This window comes from Aquirufa regiilacus (assembly GCF_032470275.1).
Lineage (GTDB): Bacteria > Bacteroidota > Bacteroidia > Cytophagales > Spirosomataceae > Aquirufa > Aquirufa regiilacus.
The window spans coordinates 645,952-665,061 of record NZ_JAVNWW010000001.1 but is presented as its reverse complement, the minus strand read 5'-3'; the positions used below and the strand labels follow the sequence as shown (position 1 = coordinate 665,061).

The window sequence follows — 19,110 nt, the reverse complement described above, 5'->3', positions numbered from 1 at the left end:
TAACCTTATCTTTCTAGGCATTTTAACCTGCATGCTGTGCTTGCTATTGCAAGACCTAAAAGCACAAAATATCACGCGAGGCCCCTATTTGCAGCTGCTATCAACAAATTCAACGCAGCTTCGTTTTCGCACAGACGTGGATAGCAAACCGAATATCTTGATTGGCAAATCCCCAAGCTCACTTAATCGGACCATCAAGCAAACCATTTCCACGAAAGAGCATGAGATCTCCATTGACTCACTGACTAGCAATACCCGTTATTACTACAAGATCGTCACTCCTACTCAAACCCTCGGAGACTCCACCTATTTTTTCCAAACAGCTCCAACCAAAGGATCCAAATCAAAAATTAGTTTTTGGAGTACAGGAGATATGTTTCCTGGCCAACAACAATTAGATTCCTACGAAGGCTTTAAAAAGTATATTGGTAACAAATACACCAACCTCTATATTACCGTTGGCGATAACGTATATATGGGTGCCTCAGACATCGATTTCCAAACAAACTTTTTTCAAGTTTACCAAAATGGCCCCATCCTAAAACAAAGCGGCATGTTTCCTTCTGTTGGTAATCATGATTATGATAATACCTCCCAAAAACAGGACGACCCCATGATCCCCTATTTTCAAAACTTCACGTTACCAACGAAAGGTGAAATGAATGGGATTCCATCGAACTCAGAGGCTTATTATTCCTTTGATTATGGAAACGTGCACTTTATTTGCCTCGATTCCTATGCCTGGGGAAAAGACAACCAAAGACTATTCGATGGTCCAAGTGAACAATCAACTTGGCTTAAAAAGGATTTAGAAGCAAACAAACAGGATTGGACGATTGTATTTTTCCACTACCCTCCCTATACGAAAGGTAGTTATGATTCAGACGCCAAAAATCCGGATGCCACCTACAACAATCGATACAACATTCCTCTAGTGAACCTGCGCAATTTATTAGTGCCCATTTTCGACAAATACAAGGTCGATTTAGTGCTTACAGGACATAGTCATGTATATGAACGAAGCAAGCCATTATTAGGACACACAGGCACCTCAGATACCTTCGACCCGAAGTTACACAACCCAGCTAGTTCATCAGGCAAGTACAATGGAGAGGAAAATTCATGCCCATACCTTTTTGATAACACAAATCAAAATGGAACCATTTATGTCGTTAATGGTGTAGGTGGCGGAACGAAAAAACCGTTGAGCGACTTCCCGCATAAGGCCATGTATTACTCCAATGCAAGTGTCAATGGATCCTTTTATGTTGAAATCGAAAACAATCGATTCGATGCTAAATTCCTCGATACGAATGGCGACGTATTAGATAAATTCACCATTTTTAAAAATCTGAATCTCAAACCAAACACCAATCTGACGATCGATTACGGCAAAACCGCCGATTTAGTAGCTTCATGGTTAGGACAGTACAATTGGTCAACGAATCAAACCAGCAGTACCATTACTGTGAATCCAACAACTTCAAGCGCTTATCAAGTAAGTGATCCACAAAAATGCTTGGTTGAGAAATTCAATGTAACTGTGAATTCGCCGCTTGGTACACAAGAATCTCGTGAAATACCATTTGACCAATTGACTATATTCAATTTACAGGGTCAATTAATAAAAGAATTCAACCAGGCTGGCCAAGTCAATGCTGAATTATTGAGTGTACTACAACCAGGAGGATATATCTTCCGGGTTGTTTATCAGCAACAAGAAAAAGTGTTGAAAATTATTAAATAGGATTGACAGAAGATTCGCGAACGACCAAATTCGTTTTCAAGACTTCGATAACGGGCTCAGCACCGTCTGCGCGCCCTTCAATTTGATCCAAAATGAGCTTCATGGCCAACTTACCTATTTCTTCCAAGGGCTGCGCCACCGAAGAAATCGTAGGCGAAACAACCGAACAGATCGGTTCATTATTAAAACTAACCATTTTAACCTGATCTGGCACTGAAATCTTCAATTCACGCAAAGCTACCAATACACCTAAAGCTAAGCGATCAGAAACAACCAGAATTCCGTCTGGTGGATTTGCGCTTTCCATTAATTGGTGCGTTTGTGAGGTCGCCGTATCTTGAAAATAATCCGAATGGATAATCAACGAATCGTCTTCCTGAATACAAGCTTCTTGCAATGCTCTTAAATAGCCCAATCTACGTTGATTACTAACAGAAACACTCTTAGGACCGGCCAAAAACGCAATGCGTTTACAACCATTTTCCAATAGATGCTTGACCGCCTCATAGGCAGATTGCTCATTATCCACCATGACCTTAGAGGCATGTATTTCGTCGCTATCCCGATCAAAGAAAACCAAAGGAATGCCACGACGTTGCAAACGGGTAATATGATCTAAATTGACCGTTTCACGAGATAGGGAGATGATGATCCCTTCAACTTGACTTCGAGATAAATTTTGAATATTGATTAATTCTCGCTCAAAAGATTCTTGCGTTTGGGTAATCAAAATACTGTAACCTGCTTTAATGGCCTCTAATTCAATTGCCTTTACGACAGTGGAAAAAAAGTAATAGCCCAAATCAGGCACGATCAACCCAATCGTTTTTGTCTTACTTTTTACCAAACTTGCAGCCAAGACATTGGGCTGGTAATCCAACTCAGCCGCCAGATCCAACACGGCCTTTTTGGTATCTGGATGAATATCCGGTAAATCACGTAAAGCACGCGAAACAGTTGCAACAGATACATTCAACTGCTTAGCAATATCTTTGATCGTAACCTGATGACGCATAGTTTATTAATTTACTTCGAATTTACACGCTTTTTTTGAGATTCTAAATGCTTATTTTTTCCTTTAAGCTCACACAGGACTTACCTCCTAACATCCCTAAAGGGGGTTGTTCTTTCCATACATGGATCTCATAGGACATGATATCGCAAAAAGATTGCTTTAGCTTATTAGCGATTCGCTGTGCCACCGTTTCTAATAAATCTACTGGCTCAGCCATGACCTCTTGACAAATCGTATAGATTTTGCCGTAATCAAAAGTCTCCTCTATCTGTTCAAATTGTATTCCATGAACCTGTTTCGAAACGCGCACAGTCAACAAAAACCAATTTCCTAAAATTCGCTCTTCGGGAAACAATCCATGATTAGCGAAAAATCGCACCTCTTCCAATCCAACCTGATATTCCTGCATATGCTAATTGATTTCTCCTACCTTTCCACGCGGACCCGTCGTCTTTGCATACGCCTCTAACACCTTATTTAAAGTTGGTAATCCATCATCCTCAATGGTCGCTACATCTAAATATTTGCCTTTTTTCGCAGGTTGTTTTTTAACAGCCTTTTCAGATTTAGCCTTAGCAACGACCTTTTTAGCAGGCGCAACTTTTTTAGCTACCGGTTTTACTGGCTCGGCCTTAACTTCCTTAACTACTTCTAGTTTTGACCAGGCTTCGACACTTGTTAAGGTTTGACGAGCGAAATTCGCCAATTGACCTGCAATTTCCGCTTGAATACGCTCCAAACGCTTCAATTCCCTCGTCTGTTCTTTTACCTCTTGCTCAACTTGGCCGATTAATTGCTTACGCTCATTTTCAACAAATAATTTTGCTTTTTGAGCTTCCTTTTCAGCAGCGGCCAATACCGTTTCTGCCTGTTTCTTAGCACTTTCCAATACCTTAGCAGCCTCTTTCTCAACTTTTTCTTGCCAATTCTTTTGAGCCTCTTCAGCTAACTTCATGGCGCGAAACAACGAAGTCTCGACTTCCCGCAAACGATTCACCTCTTGCTCCAAGGTTTGTACCTTTTCCACCAACACGGCTTGTTGGCGATGCATCTCTTCCTCAAAAAGCGCAACCGATTGTACATAATCGCTCACCTCTTGAACATCAAAACCTCTAAAACTTTTCGAAAAGGATACCTCTGGAATTTGCATATGAAAAAGCATTTAGGTTAAAATTATAAAAAATTGTTAATCGATTTTCCAAACTGAAATATTTTTATCGTCCGAACCTGAAACCAATAAGTCCTGATAAGTACTCCAAATCAATCGATTAATCGAATTCTTGTGCCCACCATAACGCGCAAAATCCAATACCTTTAACAATTTCAAACTTGCCAGATCCCAAATTTTTATCGTCTTATCCATACTTCCCGTGGCCAAATATTGACCATCAGGACTGACAACAACCGTGTTAATCGAATAAATGTGTGCTGGCACCCCTTCCGCTAATGATTCCCCATCCAAATTCCATTTTCGGATGTGTGCATCTCGACCGACACTAATCATACTTTCCGATTGATAGACAATTGAAAATACACTGTTTGAATGTGCCAACCATGCTTTTTGAAGTGAAAAGTCAGCTTTAAAAATTCGAATATATCCATCACTCGACCCGATCGCCATTTCTTCGTTTGGAAGCTGGCAAAAACATCGAATATTGGCCTCACCAGATTTGATGCGCTTTTTAACTGCTTGTGCATGTTGGTCGATCACCGTTATTAAGCCATCTTGATGGCCAACCCAGACATGACCATCCATGATAGCCATGGAATATATCGCCAACTGAGGTAATTGAATGGAAAAAACACGCGTCTGATCAGCAACTAATATGCCATGAACGCCTTCGAAATTTTGCCCAACCCATAAAATCCCTGTGTTTTCATCGAAAACCATCGCATAAATCGAACCCGTAATTTGCGCAACAACTTGACCTAGATCCGGTTTCTGTAAATTCCACTGAACTACCCAGCCATCTGAACCTGCTGAGAAAAACGAATGCGAAGTTGGGCCTTTCGAAAGCGCATATACTGCCCCCCGATGCCCACCAAATGTATCTATCCGCTCTATTTTCAACATTGACAATAATTATAATTACAAAATTGGTAATTTTACCAGGAATTCAACCCTTATGCCCGAAATTTCATCACAGCTTTCAAATCCTAACCTTGATGTTCATATCAAGCTTTGGAGAATTGATGAAACGGCTGAATTCTTTCAAATTTTCCCGGATTCTTGGTCAATGCCACCCATACAAAAGCAAATACAGGCAAACAAATACCTGGAATCTGTCGCCGCACGCTATTGTTTGTGGGAATTAATGAAATCTTTGGGTTTAGAATCGTTGGAGCTCCAACAAGATTATCGCCAAAGGCCTTATTTAAATCACCCACTTTGGCACATTTCAATTAGCCACTCCTACCCTTTTGCAGTTGCATGCATAAGCAAAAAACCCATGACAGGAATTGACATTGAAAAGAAAGACCGAAATGTTAATAAAATCGCTCCTCGCTTTCTCAATCCAACCGAATTAGCAAATTGGCAGGCGGATTCGCTCAAATTAACCCTAGCGTGGTCGGCCAAAGAATCCATTTACAAGGCCTGGAAAAAACCGGGTTTATCCTTCCAACAAGAAATAGCATTGAATTTTATCGATGAACAATTCTATGGACAGGTAAATAGCGAAGAGCCTTTCCCAATAGCCTTTGAACAATTTGATGAATTTGTCATCACCCTCGTGAATCACTAATCCAAGGATTCGATCATATCCGTTAGTTCATCTTTATGCGAATCATCGCCCGCTTTTTCATAAGCCATGATGAGATTACGCAAGACCCGACGAATAATTTCCAAATTCGTACAAGGTTGATAATACACCTCATTGGGCGTTAAATTCAATTGAGCTAAATAATTATCAATATCAACCTTATTGAATATTAACCCTTTATTAAAGACATTGATGTAACATTGCACCTCATCCTTCTTATAAGTCAACACAAATAAATTTGGCAAATTAACGCCATAAACTGGAAGACCTAATTTTTGCGCAATCCACATATAAATTACACACAAGCTAATCGGATTACCCTTTTTTGTCTCTAAGACGACGTTTAGAAAGGAATTATTGGCCGCATGGAAATTCTTCGTATTTGCACCGAATTTCAATTGATCAAACAACACACCGTTAATAATCTTCAATTGGTCCATCGGATGTAAATTCTCGCGAATCTGTGGCCAAACCTCAAAATACAATTGATCCATGTCGGCTTTCAATTGCGCCAACGAGTACTCTGGAAAACGGTATGTAGCAACGATCCACATCCCTTCTAATAAATCCATGCTTCCACGCTCCTTCCATTCGAGCAAGCGTTGTTTCGTGGAATCGAGTTGGAAATCATGAATCATGTTCTCCAACTTACTCTGAACCAACGGATTAAGACTCAAATTCTCCCATTCATTTTCTAAAATCGGGATGATTTGAGGACCTAAGGAACGCATTTTTGCTTCAACCATCTCAACAACTTCCTGATCGGAATCGTCTAATAATTGAATCATTGCTTTAATTGCTGGTTCTTCCATAACTGCGTTTTGATGTGCAAAAATAGGCAATTTATTGCGTGTGCCAAACGCAGCCAACATTATTCCCATATTCACTTTTTTTAGCTGAAAAATGGGACTAAATTTGTGATTGCATTCAAGTGAACAGGCTAAATATGAATATTTTAATAACGGGAGGCGCTGGATTTATCGGATCACATACCTATGTTGCTCTATTAGCGCATGGCTATACCCCGATTATTGTTGACAATTTCTCGAATTCAAGCGAATCTGTAATTGGTCAATTAGCCGATATCACGAAATCACCCGTTGAAATTGTTCGTGGCGACATGAATGACTCAGCGATTCTTGACCAAGTATTTACCCAGTATAAAATCGAGGGCGTGATTCATTTTGCAGCTGCTAAAGCTGTAGGCGAATCGGTTGAAAACCCCTTGAAATATTACCGTAACAATGTGGGGGCAACCATCCTACTACTTGAGAAAATGCAAGCTTATGGCGTCAAAAACCTCGTTTTCTCTTCTTCATGTACGGTTTATGGCCAACCAGAAACCTTGCCCGTGACAGAAAATTCACCGGTTTTGAAAGCATTATCTCCCTATGGTAATACCAAACAAATGTGTGAGGAAATCATCGAGGAAAGTACACGCGCAAGCCAACAATTAAAATCGATATCCTTACGCTATTTCAACCCCATCGGGGCACATAAAAGCGCTAAAATAGGCGAATTACCCTTAGGACCGCCGGCGAATTTAATTCCCTATTTAACACAATCCGTAGCAGGTTTACGAGGACCACTGCAAATTTGGGGGACCGACTACCCTACCCCAGATGGAACGGCGATTCGAGACTATATCCATGTTTGTGATTTGGCAGAAGCGCATGTAAAAGCTTTGGCATACCTAATTAAGCAAAATGAGGCTCCATTTTACGATTATTTTAATATCGGTTCTGGAGAAGGAAGTTCTGTTCTACAAGTAATTCAGGCCTTTGAAAATGCAACCGGAAAAAAAGTGAATTATGAAATCCGCGAAAGACGTGCAGGCGATATTACTTCCGTCTATGCATCGACGGAAAAATCAAATAAAGTATTGGATTGGAAAGCCACTAGAAGTCTAGAAGAATCGTTAAAGGATGCTTGGGCGTGGCAAGAAGCAATTTTATAAGTATATGAAAAAACTCGTTATCACCGGCGGTGCTGGATTTATTGGTTCACATGTTGTACGCTTATTCGTCAACAAATACCCCGATTACCAGATTTATAACCTTGATGCATTAACCTACGCGGGCAATTTGGCAAACAATGAAGATGTTGCTGATAAACCCAACTATCATTTCATCAAAGCCGATATAACGGATGCCGACCACATCGATGCATTATTTGCGGAACACAAATTCGATGGAGTCTTACATTTAGCGGCTGAATCACATGTAGATCGCTCGATTACAGATCCATTGGCTTTTGTTAAAACAAATGTCATCGGAACTGTTAATTTGCTACAAGCGGCTAAAAAACATTGGGCTGGAAATTTTGAGGGTAAAAAATTCTACCACATTTCAACTGATGAAGTGTATGGCGAATTACACAACCCTGAAGAGTTCTTTCTAGAGACAACACCATACGACCCTAGATCGCCCTATTCGGCTTCTAAAGCGTCTTCTGATCACTTTGTTCGTGCTTTTCATGAAACCTATGGCTTGCCTACGGTCATCACGAATTGCTCAAACAATTATGGCCCTAATCACTTCCCAGAAAAATTAATCCCATTGATGATTCACAACATCATCAACAACAAACCCCTCCCAGTATACGGGAAAGGAGAAAATGTACGGGATTGGTTGTTCGTAATCGACCATGCAAGAGCGATAGATACCGTTTTCCACGATGGAAAAATTGGTGATACCTATAATATTGGTGGATTCAATGAATGGAAAAACATCGACCTTGTACACTTATTGTGCAAGATTATGGATGAAAAATTAGGTCGAGCAGCAGGATCATCCGTACAGTTAATCACGTATGTTACTGATCGCGCAGGCCACGATTTACGCTATGCGATTGATGCCAATAAAATCATGAACGAATTGGGCTGGAAACCAAGCCTTCAGTTCGCGGAAGGTCTTGAGAAGACGGTCGAATGGTATTTATCGAATGAAAAGTGGCTCAATGACGTCACATCAGGCGATTACCAAAAGTATTACACAAACATGTATCAAGGAAGATAAGATGAAAGGAATCATTTTAGCCGGAGGATCTGGCACCCGTTTACACCCATTGACTTTGGCGGTTAGCAAGCAATTAATGCCTGTGTATGATAAGCCCATGATTTACTATCCCCTATCCATCTTGATGCTTTCCGGGATACGTGAAATCTTAATCATTTCGACACCACACGACCTGCCACATTTCGAAAAATTGTTAGGTGATGGTTCTAGCATCGGATGTAAATTCGAATATGCCGTGCAGCCGGAGCCGAATGGCCTAGCGCAAGCTTTCGTGATTGGCGAGAAATTCATTGGCAAGGAAAAGGTAGCTTTAGTATTAGGAGACAACATTTTCCATGGTTCGGGTCTAAGTAAATTATTACAAGCGAATAATGATCCAGATGGTGGTGTGGTATACGCCTATTCAGTCAATGATCCGGAACGTTATGGTGTTGTAGAATTCGATGCGTCGAATAAAGTTATTTCCATCGAGGAAAAACCAACGAATCCTAAATCAAACTACGCGGTTCCAGGTCTCTATTTCTACGATAATGATGTAGTTGAAATTGCCAAAAACATCGCACCTTCCCCACGTGGAGAATATGAGATTACAGATGTCAATAAAGAATACTTAAAACGCGGAAAATTATCCGTCGGTATCTTAAATCGCGGTACAGCGTGGTTAGATACGGGCACATTTGCCTCCTTGATGCAAGCTGGACAATTCGTTCAGGTAATCGAGGAGCGTCAAGGCATGAAAATCGGCTGTATCGAGGAAGTTGCTTACCGCATGGGATACATCAGTGCAGAACAATTAGAAACCATAGCCAAGCCTTTAGTCAAAAGCGGATATGGGCAATATTTATTGAATATTTTACGCTAAAAAATAGCCGGCTACCAAAGCCGCTGAGAATAAAGCAATAGCAGGGAATTTCCCTGACTGTGCCAATAGAAAAGAACCCAATACAACGGCGATGGAAACCCCATCGCCGTTGACGATTAAAGGCGACATAAACGTATAGACAGCGACAATCGTCAGACCAACAGATGAAGCCTGAATACCCGCCAAAGAAGCTCGAATAAAGCGATATTGCTTCAGTTGGCCCCAAATCCGATACACAAAAAAGATTAAGAACGTTCCAGGTAAAAATACACCCAGCGCTCCGATTGCACTACCAGTCAACTCCCCTAAAAAGCCATAATCACGCATCAACAAAACGCCTAAATAGGATGTCAGTGCAAAAACTGGACCAGGAAGCGATTGCGAAAGCGCCATACCGGTCAAAAAGTCGTCCGAACGAATCAAACCTTTAAATTCAACAAACTCGGTATAAAGCACAGGGGCTAATACTTGTCCGCCGCCAAAAACGATACTTCCATTTCGATAGAAATTTTCAAACATCCGAATGGGATAATAATCCGTCAAATGACCAAGGATGGCTAGGCCTAATAAAAAACCCCAATACAAATTGAAATTAGCCCAAGGGATAATCATCCTATGCTTATTTTGACGCGGAAATTCCTTAAAATTCAGCGACGAGATACTCCCGCCCAAAACCAACACCAAAGGAAAAATGTAAGGGCTCGAGAATGCAATGCCCAATCCAAGCGTGAGCAAAAAGATCAAAACGTACATGGGACTTCGAATGACCTTTTGCGCCATGGTCCAGCCAGCTTGCAAAATCAAGCCAATACCCACAGGAAGAACATATTGTAATACCGCTCGATTGGTTAAATAAGTCATCCCATAGGCCGCTGCCGTCATGATGAATACGGCTGGCGTAATCCATACGATAAGGGTCAAATAGGCTAAACTCGCCCCGCCACGCTTCAATCCAATCGCCGTGATCATTTGCGTGGACGTGGGGCCTGGTAAGACGGAACAAAGTGCTTGAATTTCAAATAGCTCCTCTTCTGACAAGTACGCCTTTTGGTGAACTAAACGCTTTAAAAAAAGGGCCCAGTGCACCTGTGGCCCTCCAAAAGACGTTGCAGCCAAGACAAATACATCCCATAAAAAATTCAGATGCTTCGGCTGTTTCAATTTATTTTTTCTTTAATCCGAGTTCGATTAATCGCTCATTCAAAAATGCTCCTGCCGACATATCCGTATATAATTTCGGATATTCCGTTGTAACACATGATGGCAAACATGTCAAATCCATCTCCGAGCGAGGATGCATGAAAAAGGGAATAGAATAACGCGAGGTTCCCATCTTCTCACGCGGTGGATTAACCACGCGGTGAATGGTCGACTTTAATTTATGATTCGTTAAACGATCCAACATATCACCCACATTCACAACTACTTGGTCAGGTAAAGCGGTAATTGGAATCCATTTCCCATCCATACGCAATACCTCTAAACCTTCAGCTGATGCACCCATCAACAAAGTAATCAAATTGATATCTCCATGTGCAGCCGCACGAACTGCACCCTCCGGCAAGCTATCAGGATCCGCTATTGGGAAATAATGAATGGCGCGTAAAATAGAATTTCCATTTTTCACGCGGGATTCAAAATAATCCTCAGGCAGTTCTAAATAAAGCGCAATGGCAGCCAACAAGGCCTTCCCTGCAGCCTCTAATGTTTGAAATGCTTTCACCGAATTCATCCCAAATTCCGGATATTCCGCAGGAAAAACATTGGCAGGATATTCATCCCAAACGGAATCTCCATCCGCCTGATGCGGCTGACCGACATGGTAGAACTCTTTTAAATCGGGGACTTTAAAGCCTTTGGCAGTCTCTTTTCCTTTTCCCACATAACCGCGTTGGCCGGCAATTCCAGGTATTTCGTAGGCTTGCTTCAACGCGTCAGGAGATTGAAAAAACGTTTCTACACCCATATACAAGTCTTTGGTAAATTCATCTGATAATCCATGGCCCTTAATCGCCACAAAGCCAATCGTATTGAATGCTGCACCTAATTCTTGAACAAACTTTTGTTTACGAACAGGGTCGCCCGACTGAAAATCAGCTAAATCCAATGATGGAATTTCCTCTAGTAACATAATCTCTATTTTATAAATTGTTGGGAAACAAAATCCCAGTTCACGACATTCCAAAACGCATTGATGTAATCGGCACGTTTATTTTGATACTTTAAGTAATAGGCATGCTCCCACACGTCCAAGGCCAAAATAGGCTTTCCTTTCACTTCAGCTACATCCATTAAGGGATTATCTTGATTTGGCGTAGATGAAATAACTAATTTACCATCCTTAACTAGCAACCATGCCCATCCCGAACCAAAGCGAGACGTTGCCGCCTTTCCGAATTCAGCCTTTAAATTTTCCAATGAGCCAAAATCCTTTTGAATTTGGGCCAATAATGCAGCACTCGGTTGTTTTCCCGTAGCTGGAGCCAATAATTGCCAGAAAAAACTGTGGTTCCAGTGTCCACCGCCATTATTACGAACAGCCACGGGCTGAGATGATACCGCAGCTAAAAGCTCCTCAATCGATTTAGTATTTCCGGGTAAAGCTTTGTTTAAATTATCCACATAAGCCTTGTGATGGCGATCATGGTGAATTTCCATGGTCAATTTATCAATATGGGGCTCTAAAGCATCAAATGCATAAGGCAAAGCAGGAAGTGTAAAAGGCACATTTTCCAGACCTTGTGCAGAACGAAAACTAGACAAAAGCACACCGGCTCCCATCAATTGTAAAAATGTATTGCGTTTCATATTGAATATTTTAACTATTCGTAAATCACCCGACCTACGATACTCCTACCTAACGTAATCTCATCTGTATATTCCAAATCACCCCCAATCGGGATACCTCGTGCAATGGTGGATATTTTTATCGAATATTCCGCCAATTTCTTTGTCAAATAAAAGGCTGTTGTATCACCTTCCATGGTGGGACTCAAGCCTAAAATTACTTCATCAAATTCACCTGATGCAATGCGTTGAATCAAGGAATCGATGTGCAAATCGCTGGGAGACACACCTGCTAATGGCGAAATGATTCCTCCTAAAACATGGTATAAACCGGTATATTGACCCGTATTCTCAATTGCCATCACATCCCGCAAATCCTCTACCACACATAAAATCTTTTCATCCCGCTTCGTGCTTGCACAAATTCCACATAAATCTCCATCGGAAATCATGTGACACTTGGGGCAAAACTTCGTTTCTGTTCGCAATTGAACAAGGGCATGTGCCAATTGCAAGGATTGTGTTTCCGGACGCTTCAATAAATGCAAAGCCAAACGTAAAGCAGATTTCTTCCCAATACCCGGCAATTTGGAAATTTCTTCCACCGCCTGTTCGATAATCCGAGAAGGGTACGTATGCATCATAGGTTAAATATCAACAGATTCAATTTCAGCCGAAATGCCTCGTCGGCAAATTTCATTGCGCATGCTTAATAAATCCTCATAAAGGCCCGACTTAACACCGCATTTACCTCTAAAATGAATCATTAAGGTACATTGTTCTGCTTGCTCGGCGGTGTGTTCACACACTTCGATCAAGGTAATAATCACATATTCAAAGGAATTAACCTCGTCATTGTAGACTACTAATTGGTGACCAAACGAGGTAGATTCTTCCAACAAGACCTCAACATCCGTTTGTTCTTGAGCTTGTTCCGCAAAAGAAAAACCGTTTATCAAATCAATATCTTGGGAGAAATCCATATTTTTGAAAGAATTAATTCACCTCTTACAAATCTACTAAAAATCCGTTAAACCTCTATGTCTGTACAATTAGCCGGTGGAATTCTAGCCATCTATTTTGGACTTCTACTTGTCATCTCTTACATCACTTCGCGGGGAGCGGATACCAACGACTTTTTCACAGCCAATCGACAATCGCCTTGGTGGCTAGTAGCGTTTGGAATGATTGGAACTTCCATTTCAGGTTTAACCTTTATTTCGGTTCCAGGTGCGGTAGGTAAAACCTATTTCACTTATTATCAGGTCATTTTAGGCCATTCCTTGGGTTATTTAACGATTGCCTTGGTCTTGATGCCACTTTACTACCGACTGAACCTGATATCCATTTATGGCTACCTAGAGAAACGTTTCGGTTTCTGGGCCTATAAAACAGGATCGGCATTTTTCTTATTATCTCGAACGATTGGATCCGCAGCACGCTTGTATTTAGCCGTTAATGTACTTCAAATCGCCATTTTCGAACCCATCGGCGTTCCTTTTGTCTTAACGGTATTCATATCGATTGCGCTTATCTGGTTGTACACACACCGCGGAGGCGTGAAAACGATTATTTGGACAGATACCTTGCAGACCTTATTCTTATTGGTTGCCTTGTTCATTACGATTGTTTTGGTAGGCCAACAAATGCACATGGGTATCGGGGAAATGATTGAAACCATCCAAAAGAGCCCTTATTCCCACATGTTTGAATGGGATTGGAAGAATCCACATTTCTTTGGCAAAGACTTCTTGGCTGGCGTGTTTATCGCCATCGTGATGACGGGATTAGATCAAGACTTAATGCAGAAGAATTTAACCTGTAAATCCATCGGTGAGGCACAGAAAAACATGTTCTGGTTTTACTGGGTGTTATTGTTCATCAACTTGCTCTTCTTAGCTTTAGGTGCACTTTTATATATTTATGCACAAGCCAATCAAATTGTGATACCTGCCAAAACGGATGAATTATATCCATTATTAGCCTTAGGAGGCAACTTTGGAACCTTAGCAGCAGTGACCTTCTTATTGGGGATTATCGCAGCATCTTATGCAAGTTCCGATTCAGCGCTAACAGCCTTGACGACTTCATTTTGCATCGATTTCTTGCGGATTGAAAAGTTTCAGGAGGCCAAAAGAGAAAAAATCAAACACCGCGTTCACATTGGGTTTTCCGTCCTATTTTTCATCGTGATTGGTTTGTTTCACGTGTTTAACAACCAGGAATTGATTGGAGCTGTATTCAATTTAGCGGGCTATACCTATGGCCCCTTGTTGGGCCTCTTCGCCTTTGGTTTATTCACCAAAACAGCCATCAAAGACAAATATGTGCCATTTGTTTGCGTAGCCTCCCCCATCATCACATTTATACTAGAAACTCAATCGCAGGCCTTATTTGGCGGATTTGGATTTGCCAAACTGATTCTGAACGGAGCGATTTGCTACCTATTGTTGTGGAGTATTCGCGAAAAAACTAAAATTTAATCGCATTGCGAATGGCGAAATAGATTACATTTTCTCCAGCACCGGTATTTTTCAAATAACTACCCGCTTGGCAATAACCAATCTCAGCCTGGAAAAAGTAATGTTTCGTGGGAACATAGTTGACATCGAGGGCATAGATATCGCATACCTTCAATGCATTCGATGTCATTTTCTGTGGGTCAAAGGGGCGTAATTGCGTCATATTGGGCGTATACAAACCATCATTCGTACTTGTGCGTTGCACGAAAGAGGCACGCGCAGTCACGAGCCATTGAGTGCCCTTTTGATAACGGATATAAGGACTTAGATTTAAGGTATTGGAAATATTCAGTGCGACCGTCTGTCCAAAAGGAGGACGCGCGAACAAAGTATTAAATGTATTCAATTGTCCATCCTTCGTAGATCGATCTCCGGGAACATAATTTCCACTAAAACCAATGTATCGATGGGGTTTAACCGCAACATTCAAATCCCATACGGCCATGAAGGCTTGGATATCCAAGGATTTAAAACGACCCAACTGTTTTGAAAACTCGAAATCATAATTAAAACGCTGCGGATTGGAATAAGCATGTAGGCCAAAGGTGTGCCTGTTTTCAGCACCCACAGAAGAATAATATTCGCGCGCTTTTGACTCGAAATAGTAATAATAAGCATCTAGGTTAAGTTGTTCCAGGATTCGATCGTATTTAACATGTAGACCTGCCAACTTCTCGGTTGTTTTCACATCGTCAAAAGCCCCCAAATTTAATTTAACCGGATGTGTATAAAACAAATCCGTTCGCATGTTCTTTTGTTTGTGGATCATGTGAGCCCCCACAAAACTTTGCCGATTATTAGGCCCCTCCCGAGAGGCAATAAAACGTTCTTGACCAAACAGCAATTCTTGTCGGCCTACACGTAACACCAACTGATCTTTCAACTTCAAATCAGCAAACCATTGATGAAAACTGAAGGTATTCTGATCCACTTGGGACGTGATTGGATTCGGGTTCCAAAATCGGACAGTATTATTGATTTGCGCGAATAAACGCAATTTGGGATGCACTTGTAAATCACCGTGAATTAATAACCTATGTAGCCATTGATGTGGATTCTCAGTTAAATAGGAAGCGGGTATCTGTCCAAAATTGACATGTGTATAATTTTGATAATGTTCCCTCATTTCTCCCCCAATTGATAGGGTTGATTGTCCTAGTATGGGTAAATATTTCAATTTTTCATCCCAAGATTTTGAAGTAGTATCCGATTTCAAATAAGAAAAATCGTCTTCATATCGTAACCGACTGATTTGTTGGGCCCTTAGGGAAAAACAAAACAATAGTAGCAAGAAAGCGAATAGAAATTTTTTCAACAAAAATTAAAAAGACTAATGTGCAAGTAAAGTTACCGAGTATTGAATGAAAATAAAAAGGGCGTGTCCTGCTAGTCAAGCATCCTTTTCGAATTAACTGACTGAAAATCAAAACAATCCATCAAACACATTGTTTAGTTACAATAATTTATAAAAATATTTCTATTGAAGGCGGTAACAGTATATGATCTTGCTATTGTTGGTGCCGGCGCTTCGGGACTTCAGCTTCTATATGAATACCTCCAAAAAGCTGAAAATATTGATAAAAAGGTTTTACTCATTGATTCCGGTGATCGTTCAAAAAAAAGTTGGTGCTTTTGGTCTACGGAAGATCAAACATCCTTCCCCTTTCTGATTGAAAAATCATGGTCTAAAATACGATATCGCAGTTCATTAAGCGTTTCTAGAACTGAGGAAATCGGATCACATCAATATCACTACATCCCTTCTGAAAGGTTTTTCGAGTATTTTTTTGGCACCTACATCCCCGATCACTCCCAAATCACTTGGGTGACGGGTTGGGTAAAAGATTTAAACACTGACGATACGCAAACACAAATAGAACTTACCAATGGAGAGCTGTTCGTTACCCAAAAGGTCGCCGATTCCCGAATTCCTGCGATAACAAAATCAGTGAAACCACGTGTATATCAACATTTCTGGGGAAAATTTGTTGAATTCGACTCAGATGTATTAGATAGTCAGGCAGTAACCCTCATGGACTTTAGCATAAAACAATCTAATCCAGCATTTACTGTTTTTCATTACATACTACCTTTTTCACCTCGCAAGGCCCTTATTGAAACAACGGTATTTAGTACTGAGGGGTATGATGAACAGGCATTCGAAATGCTTTGGAAAAAGTACATACAAGAAAATTACGAAGGCAAAACCTTCCAAATTGTTGGGGAAGAGCGAGGTACCATACCCATGGTTCAAATGCCCAATCAGCCAAAAAATGACCCAATATTCCCTATTGGAACCGCAGCTGGACGAGTAAAACCTTCTACGGGATATGCATTTACCCGCATGCATCAAGATGCAAAAGATAGGGTAAACCAACAAAAGGGAATCCCAAAAGCGCGCTACACGTTTTATGATTCAATTCTTTTGAACATGATTCAAGAAGAAAATCAGGTTATCCCGAAGGTAATGGACCGACTATTCAGCAAAATGAAATATGTAAACATCCTCCGATTTTTGGACGAAAAAACGTCTATATGGGAGGAATTAAAGCTGTTTAGCCAAATGCAAATACCTTTATTTTTGAAACACTTATTCACAATGAAGCGATGAAAATGGCATTTCGTTATTCAGGGATATTCTTAAGCTTAGGTTATTTGCTTGTGATAAGTCTTTGGAAAACAATGCCAGTGCAGGTAGAGTGGGGATTTTGTTTATTATTATTGGCAACATTGGGCATTCCACATGGAGCAGCAGATCATCTTTTAGCACAAAAACTAGCCTCCCAGGCAAATAAAACATTCGGGATCTTTTCATTTTTAGGAAAGTATTTGTTGGTGATGCTGCTCTATGGGAGCCTTTGGTACGTTTCTCCACTTCTCTCCTTTCTAATATTCATAGCGATTTCTGTCTTTCATTTTGGCGATTTGGAAACGAGTGGTAAGCAAAATCTGCATTTATCCCGTATTCAATATTATTTATCATTAGTTCGTTCTATGATCTTAGGCACGGGTATTTTAGGGTTTATTTTGTCACAACACGCGCAGGAAGTTTCAAGAATCCTACAAAATTTCGATTTAGGTGTTGTTATTTCATTCGATGCATTGCCTGTGAGTTTTTACATCCTTTGTATACTAGTAGGATATCAAAAAGATCATAAAACCTATTTTATTCATACGGCCATTACCTTATTAATAGGCACGTATTTACCTATTTTACCTGCATTCATATGCTATTTTGCGGGTTGCCACGCAGTTTACAGCTTGAAGGTTTTGTCCACTTCACTTGAAATAAATCTTACGACACTCTATAAAAGACTCATTCCGTTTACGTGCCTTGCATTGGTTATGGGTACTATATACGTTGGATTTGTAAGCGAAGAAAAATGGCTAGCCCATGCGTTTATATTTTTATCAATCCTGACAATGCCTCATTTTATTTTAATGCACCAAATCACCATCAAAAAGCCCGAATAGGCTTTTTTGTATAATTTTAATTTTTTTTTAAATTTTTTTAATTCAAATCAAAACAATTGCCTGATTTTCAGAGTTTTACATTTATTACCACAAAACACACATTTCAATTACCTATTTTCTTTATCACTTTAAACATTTTCTATTATGGAAACATTAAACATTTTATTAAACGGTACGTTAGCTGCCGGAGATTACATTGGATTTACCTTTTTCACAGGGTATATGTCAATGCTAGCTGCATCCATCTTCTTCATTGTTGAGAGAGGTACAGTAAATGACAAGTGGAAAACATCTTTGTTGATTTCCGCATTAATCACTTTTATTGCTGCAGTACATTATTTCTACATGCGTGGCGTTTGGTTAGATACGCATGAGTCTCCAACTCAATTTCGTTACATCGACTGGACATTAACGGTTCCATTGATGTGTATTGAGTATTTCTTAATCTTAAAGCCAGCAGGTGCAAAAACAGGCATGCTTTCTCGTTTGATCTTTGGATCGGTCGTGATGTTAGTTGCAGGTTACATTGGTGAGGCGGTTGTACCTGAGCAAAACGTGATGTGGGGAATCATCTCAACATTAGGTTGGGCTGTGATCATTTACGAAATCTACGCAGGTGAGGCATCTAAATTAGCTGCTGCTTCTGATAACGAACACGTAAAATCAGGATACAAAGTAATGCGTTGGTTCACATTAGTAGGTTGGGCAATCTATCCAATCGGTTACATGATGTTGCCAGGCAACTTGTTAAGCGGTATGTCAGGTAACATTGACTTAGCTTACAACATTGCGGATGCAATCAACAAGATCGGTTTTGGTTTAGTTGTTTACAGCATTGCAAAAGGAGCTTCGGCTGCGAAAGCATAATAACAAATGATGTATTTGTTAAAAAGGAAAGGCCGATGAGGCCTTTCCTTTTTTTGT

The 19,110-nt window shown here is 40.5% G+C and carries 20 protein-coding genes; 9 read left to right on the top strand and 11 right to left on the bottom strand.

Features of this window, described 5'->3' with window-relative positions; all coding sequences use genetic code 11:
- Positions 1-31: 31 nt before the first annotated feature.
- Complete coding sequence (locus PQG45_RS02905) at positions 32-1,747, top strand: metallophosphoesterase (RefSeq protein WP_315576455.1); 1,716 nt, start codon at positions 32-34, stop codon at positions 1,745-1,747.
- Here PQG45_RS02905 and PQG45_RS02900 read toward each other — a convergent pair.
- Genes PQG45_RS02900 through PQG45_RS02885 form a run of 4 tightly spaced genes read right to left on the bottom strand, consistent with a single transcriptional unit; the run spans position 1,740 to position 4,836 of the window.
- Complete coding sequence (locus tag PQG45_RS02900; RefSeq protein WP_315576460.1) at positions 1,740-2,762, bottom strand: LacI family DNA-binding transcriptional regulator; 1,023 nt, start codon at positions 2,760-2,762, stop codon at positions 1,740-1,742. The two genes, PQG45_RS02905 and PQG45_RS02900, sit on opposite strands and share 8 nt — an antisense overlap.
- 43 nt (positions 2,763-2,805) lie before the next feature.
- A complete protein-coding gene (folB, locus tag PQG45_RS02895) occupies positions 2,806-3,171 on the bottom strand; it encodes a dihydroneopterin aldolase (protein ID WP_315576462.1) in 366 nt (121 codons plus the stop codon).
- A 3-nt stretch (positions 3,172-3,174) separates the two neighbouring features.
- Positions 3,175-3,912, bottom strand: coding sequence for a DivIVA domain-containing protein (locus PQG45_RS02890; RefSeq protein WP_315576464.1), 738 nt, complete (start codon positions 3,910-3,912; stop codon positions 3,175-3,177).
- A 36-nt stretch (positions 3,913-3,948) separates the two neighbouring features.
- Positions 3,949-4,836 carry a WD40 repeat domain-containing protein gene (locus PQG45_RS02885; RefSeq protein WP_315576466.1) on the bottom strand — a complete coding sequence of 296 codons (888 nt, stop codon included), beginning with the start codon at positions 4,834-4,836 and terminating at the stop codon, positions 3,949-3,951.
- 52 nt (positions 4,837-4,888) lie between these two features.
- Between PQG45_RS02885 and PQG45_RS02880 the strand changes: the two genes are divergently transcribed.
- A complete protein-coding gene (locus PQG45_RS02880; protein WP_315576468.1) occupies positions 4,889-5,506 on the top strand; it encodes a 4'-phosphopantetheinyl transferase family protein in 618 nt (205 codons plus the stop codon).
- Here PQG45_RS02880 and PQG45_RS02875 read toward each other — a convergent pair.
- Positions 5,503-6,405, bottom strand: coding sequence for a transglutaminase-like domain-containing protein (locus PQG45_RS02875; RefSeq protein ID WP_315576470.1), 903 nt, complete (start codon positions 6,403-6,405; stop codon positions 5,503-5,505). The genes PQG45_RS02880 and PQG45_RS02875 overlap by 4 nt on opposite strands.
- A gap of 65 nt (positions 6,406-6,470) precedes the next feature.
- Between PQG45_RS02875 and galE the strand changes: the two genes are divergently transcribed.
- From galE to rfbA, 3 genes are read left to right on the top strand one after another with little or no spacing between them, the layout of a single operon-like run.
- The gene (galE, locus tag PQG45_RS02870; RefSeq protein WP_315576472.1) at positions 6,471-7,481 is read left to right on the top strand and encodes a UDP-glucose 4-epimerase GalE; all 1,011 of its coding nucleotides are present in this window, start codon (positions 6,471-6,473) and stop codon (positions 7,479-7,481) included.
- A gap of 4 nt (positions 7,482-7,485) precedes the next feature.
- Positions 7,486-8,541: a dTDP-glucose 4,6-dehydratase gene (gene rfbB / locus PQG45_RS02865; RefSeq protein ID WP_315576474.1), complete on the top strand. Its 1,056-nt coding sequence runs from the start codon at positions 7,486-7,488 to the stop codon at positions 8,539-8,541.
- A 1-nt stretch (position 8,542) separates the two neighbouring features.
- On the top strand, positions 8,543-9,403 hold the full coding sequence (rfbA, locus tag PQG45_RS02860; protein ID WP_315576752.1) for a glucose-1-phosphate thymidylyltransferase RfbA: 861 nt from the start codon (positions 8,543-8,545) through the stop codon (positions 9,401-9,403).
- Here the strand turns inward: rfbA and PQG45_RS02855 are convergent.
- Genes PQG45_RS02855 through PQG45_RS02835 form a run of 5 tightly spaced genes read right to left on the bottom strand, consistent with a single transcriptional unit; the run spans position 9,395 to position 13,173 of the window.
- Positions 9,395-10,564, bottom strand: a complete 1,170-nt coding sequence (locus PQG45_RS02855; RefSeq protein WP_315576476.1) for a chromate transporter — start codon at positions 10,562-10,564, stop codon at positions 9,395-9,397. The genes rfbA and PQG45_RS02855 overlap by 9 nt on opposite strands.
- A gap of 1 nt (position 10,565) precedes the next feature.
- On the bottom strand, positions 10,566-11,534 hold the full coding sequence (locus PQG45_RS02850) for an isopenicillin N synthase family dioxygenase (protein ID WP_316070258.1): 969 nt from the start codon (positions 11,532-11,534) through the stop codon (positions 10,566-10,568).
- Between the two features lie 5 nt (positions 11,535-11,539).
- Positions 11,540-12,211, bottom strand: a complete 672-nt coding sequence (locus tag PQG45_RS02845) for a superoxide dismutase (protein WP_315576480.1) — start codon at positions 12,209-12,211, stop codon at positions 11,540-11,542.
- Between the two features lie 14 nt (positions 12,212-12,225).
- Positions 12,226-12,834: a recombination mediator RecR gene (gene recR, locus PQG45_RS02840; RefSeq protein WP_315576482.1), complete on the bottom strand. Its 609-nt coding sequence runs from the start codon at positions 12,832-12,834 to the stop codon at positions 12,226-12,228.
- A 3-nt stretch (positions 12,835-12,837) separates the two neighbouring features.
- On the bottom strand, positions 12,838-13,173 hold the full coding sequence (locus PQG45_RS02835; protein ID WP_315576484.1) for an ATP-dependent Clp protease adaptor ClpS: 336 nt from the start codon (positions 13,171-13,173) through the stop codon (positions 12,838-12,840).
- A gap of 57 nt (positions 13,174-13,230) precedes the next feature.
- On the opposite strand from PQG45_RS02835, the gene PQG45_RS02830 reads away from it, so the two are divergent.
- On the top strand, positions 13,231-14,673 hold the full coding sequence (locus PQG45_RS02830; protein ID WP_315576486.1) for a sodium:solute symporter: 1,443 nt from the start codon (positions 13,231-13,233) through the stop codon (positions 14,671-14,673).
- Here PQG45_RS02830 and PQG45_RS02825 read toward each other — a convergent pair.
- Positions 14,663-15,889 (bottom strand): alginate export family protein, encoded by a 1,227-nt coding sequence (locus tag PQG45_RS02825; protein WP_316070257.1) that lies wholly within the window; start codon positions 15,887-15,889, stop codon positions 14,663-14,665. The genes PQG45_RS02830 and PQG45_RS02825 overlap by 11 nt on opposite strands.
- A gap of 303 nt (positions 15,890-16,192) precedes the next feature.
- Here PQG45_RS02825 and PQG45_RS02820 point away from each other — a divergent pair, with 303 nt between their 5' ends.
- The 3 genes from PQG45_RS02820 to PQG45_RS02810 all read left to right on the top strand — a co-directional run bounded on the left by PQG45_RS02820 (position 16,193) and on the right by PQG45_RS02810 (position 19,053).
- Positions 16,193-17,323, top strand: coding sequence for a lycopene cyclase family protein (locus PQG45_RS02820; RefSeq protein ID WP_315576490.1), 1,131 nt, complete (start codon positions 16,193-16,195; stop codon positions 17,321-17,323).
- Positions 17,320-18,186 carry a Brp/Blh family beta-carotene 15,15'-dioxygenase gene (locus PQG45_RS02815; RefSeq protein WP_316070256.1) on the top strand — a complete coding sequence of 289 codons (867 nt, stop codon included), beginning with the start codon at positions 17,320-17,322 and terminating at the stop codon, positions 18,184-18,186. Before PQG45_RS02820 ends, PQG45_RS02815 begins: the two co-directional genes overlap by 4 nt.
- 144 nt (positions 18,187-18,330) lie before the next feature.
- The gene (locus PQG45_RS02810; protein ID WP_315576494.1) at positions 18,331-19,053 is read left to right on the top strand and encodes a bacteriorhodopsin-like; all 723 of its coding nucleotides are present in this window, start codon (positions 18,331-18,333) and stop codon (positions 19,051-19,053) included.
- Positions 19,054-19,110: the final 57 nt, after the last annotated feature.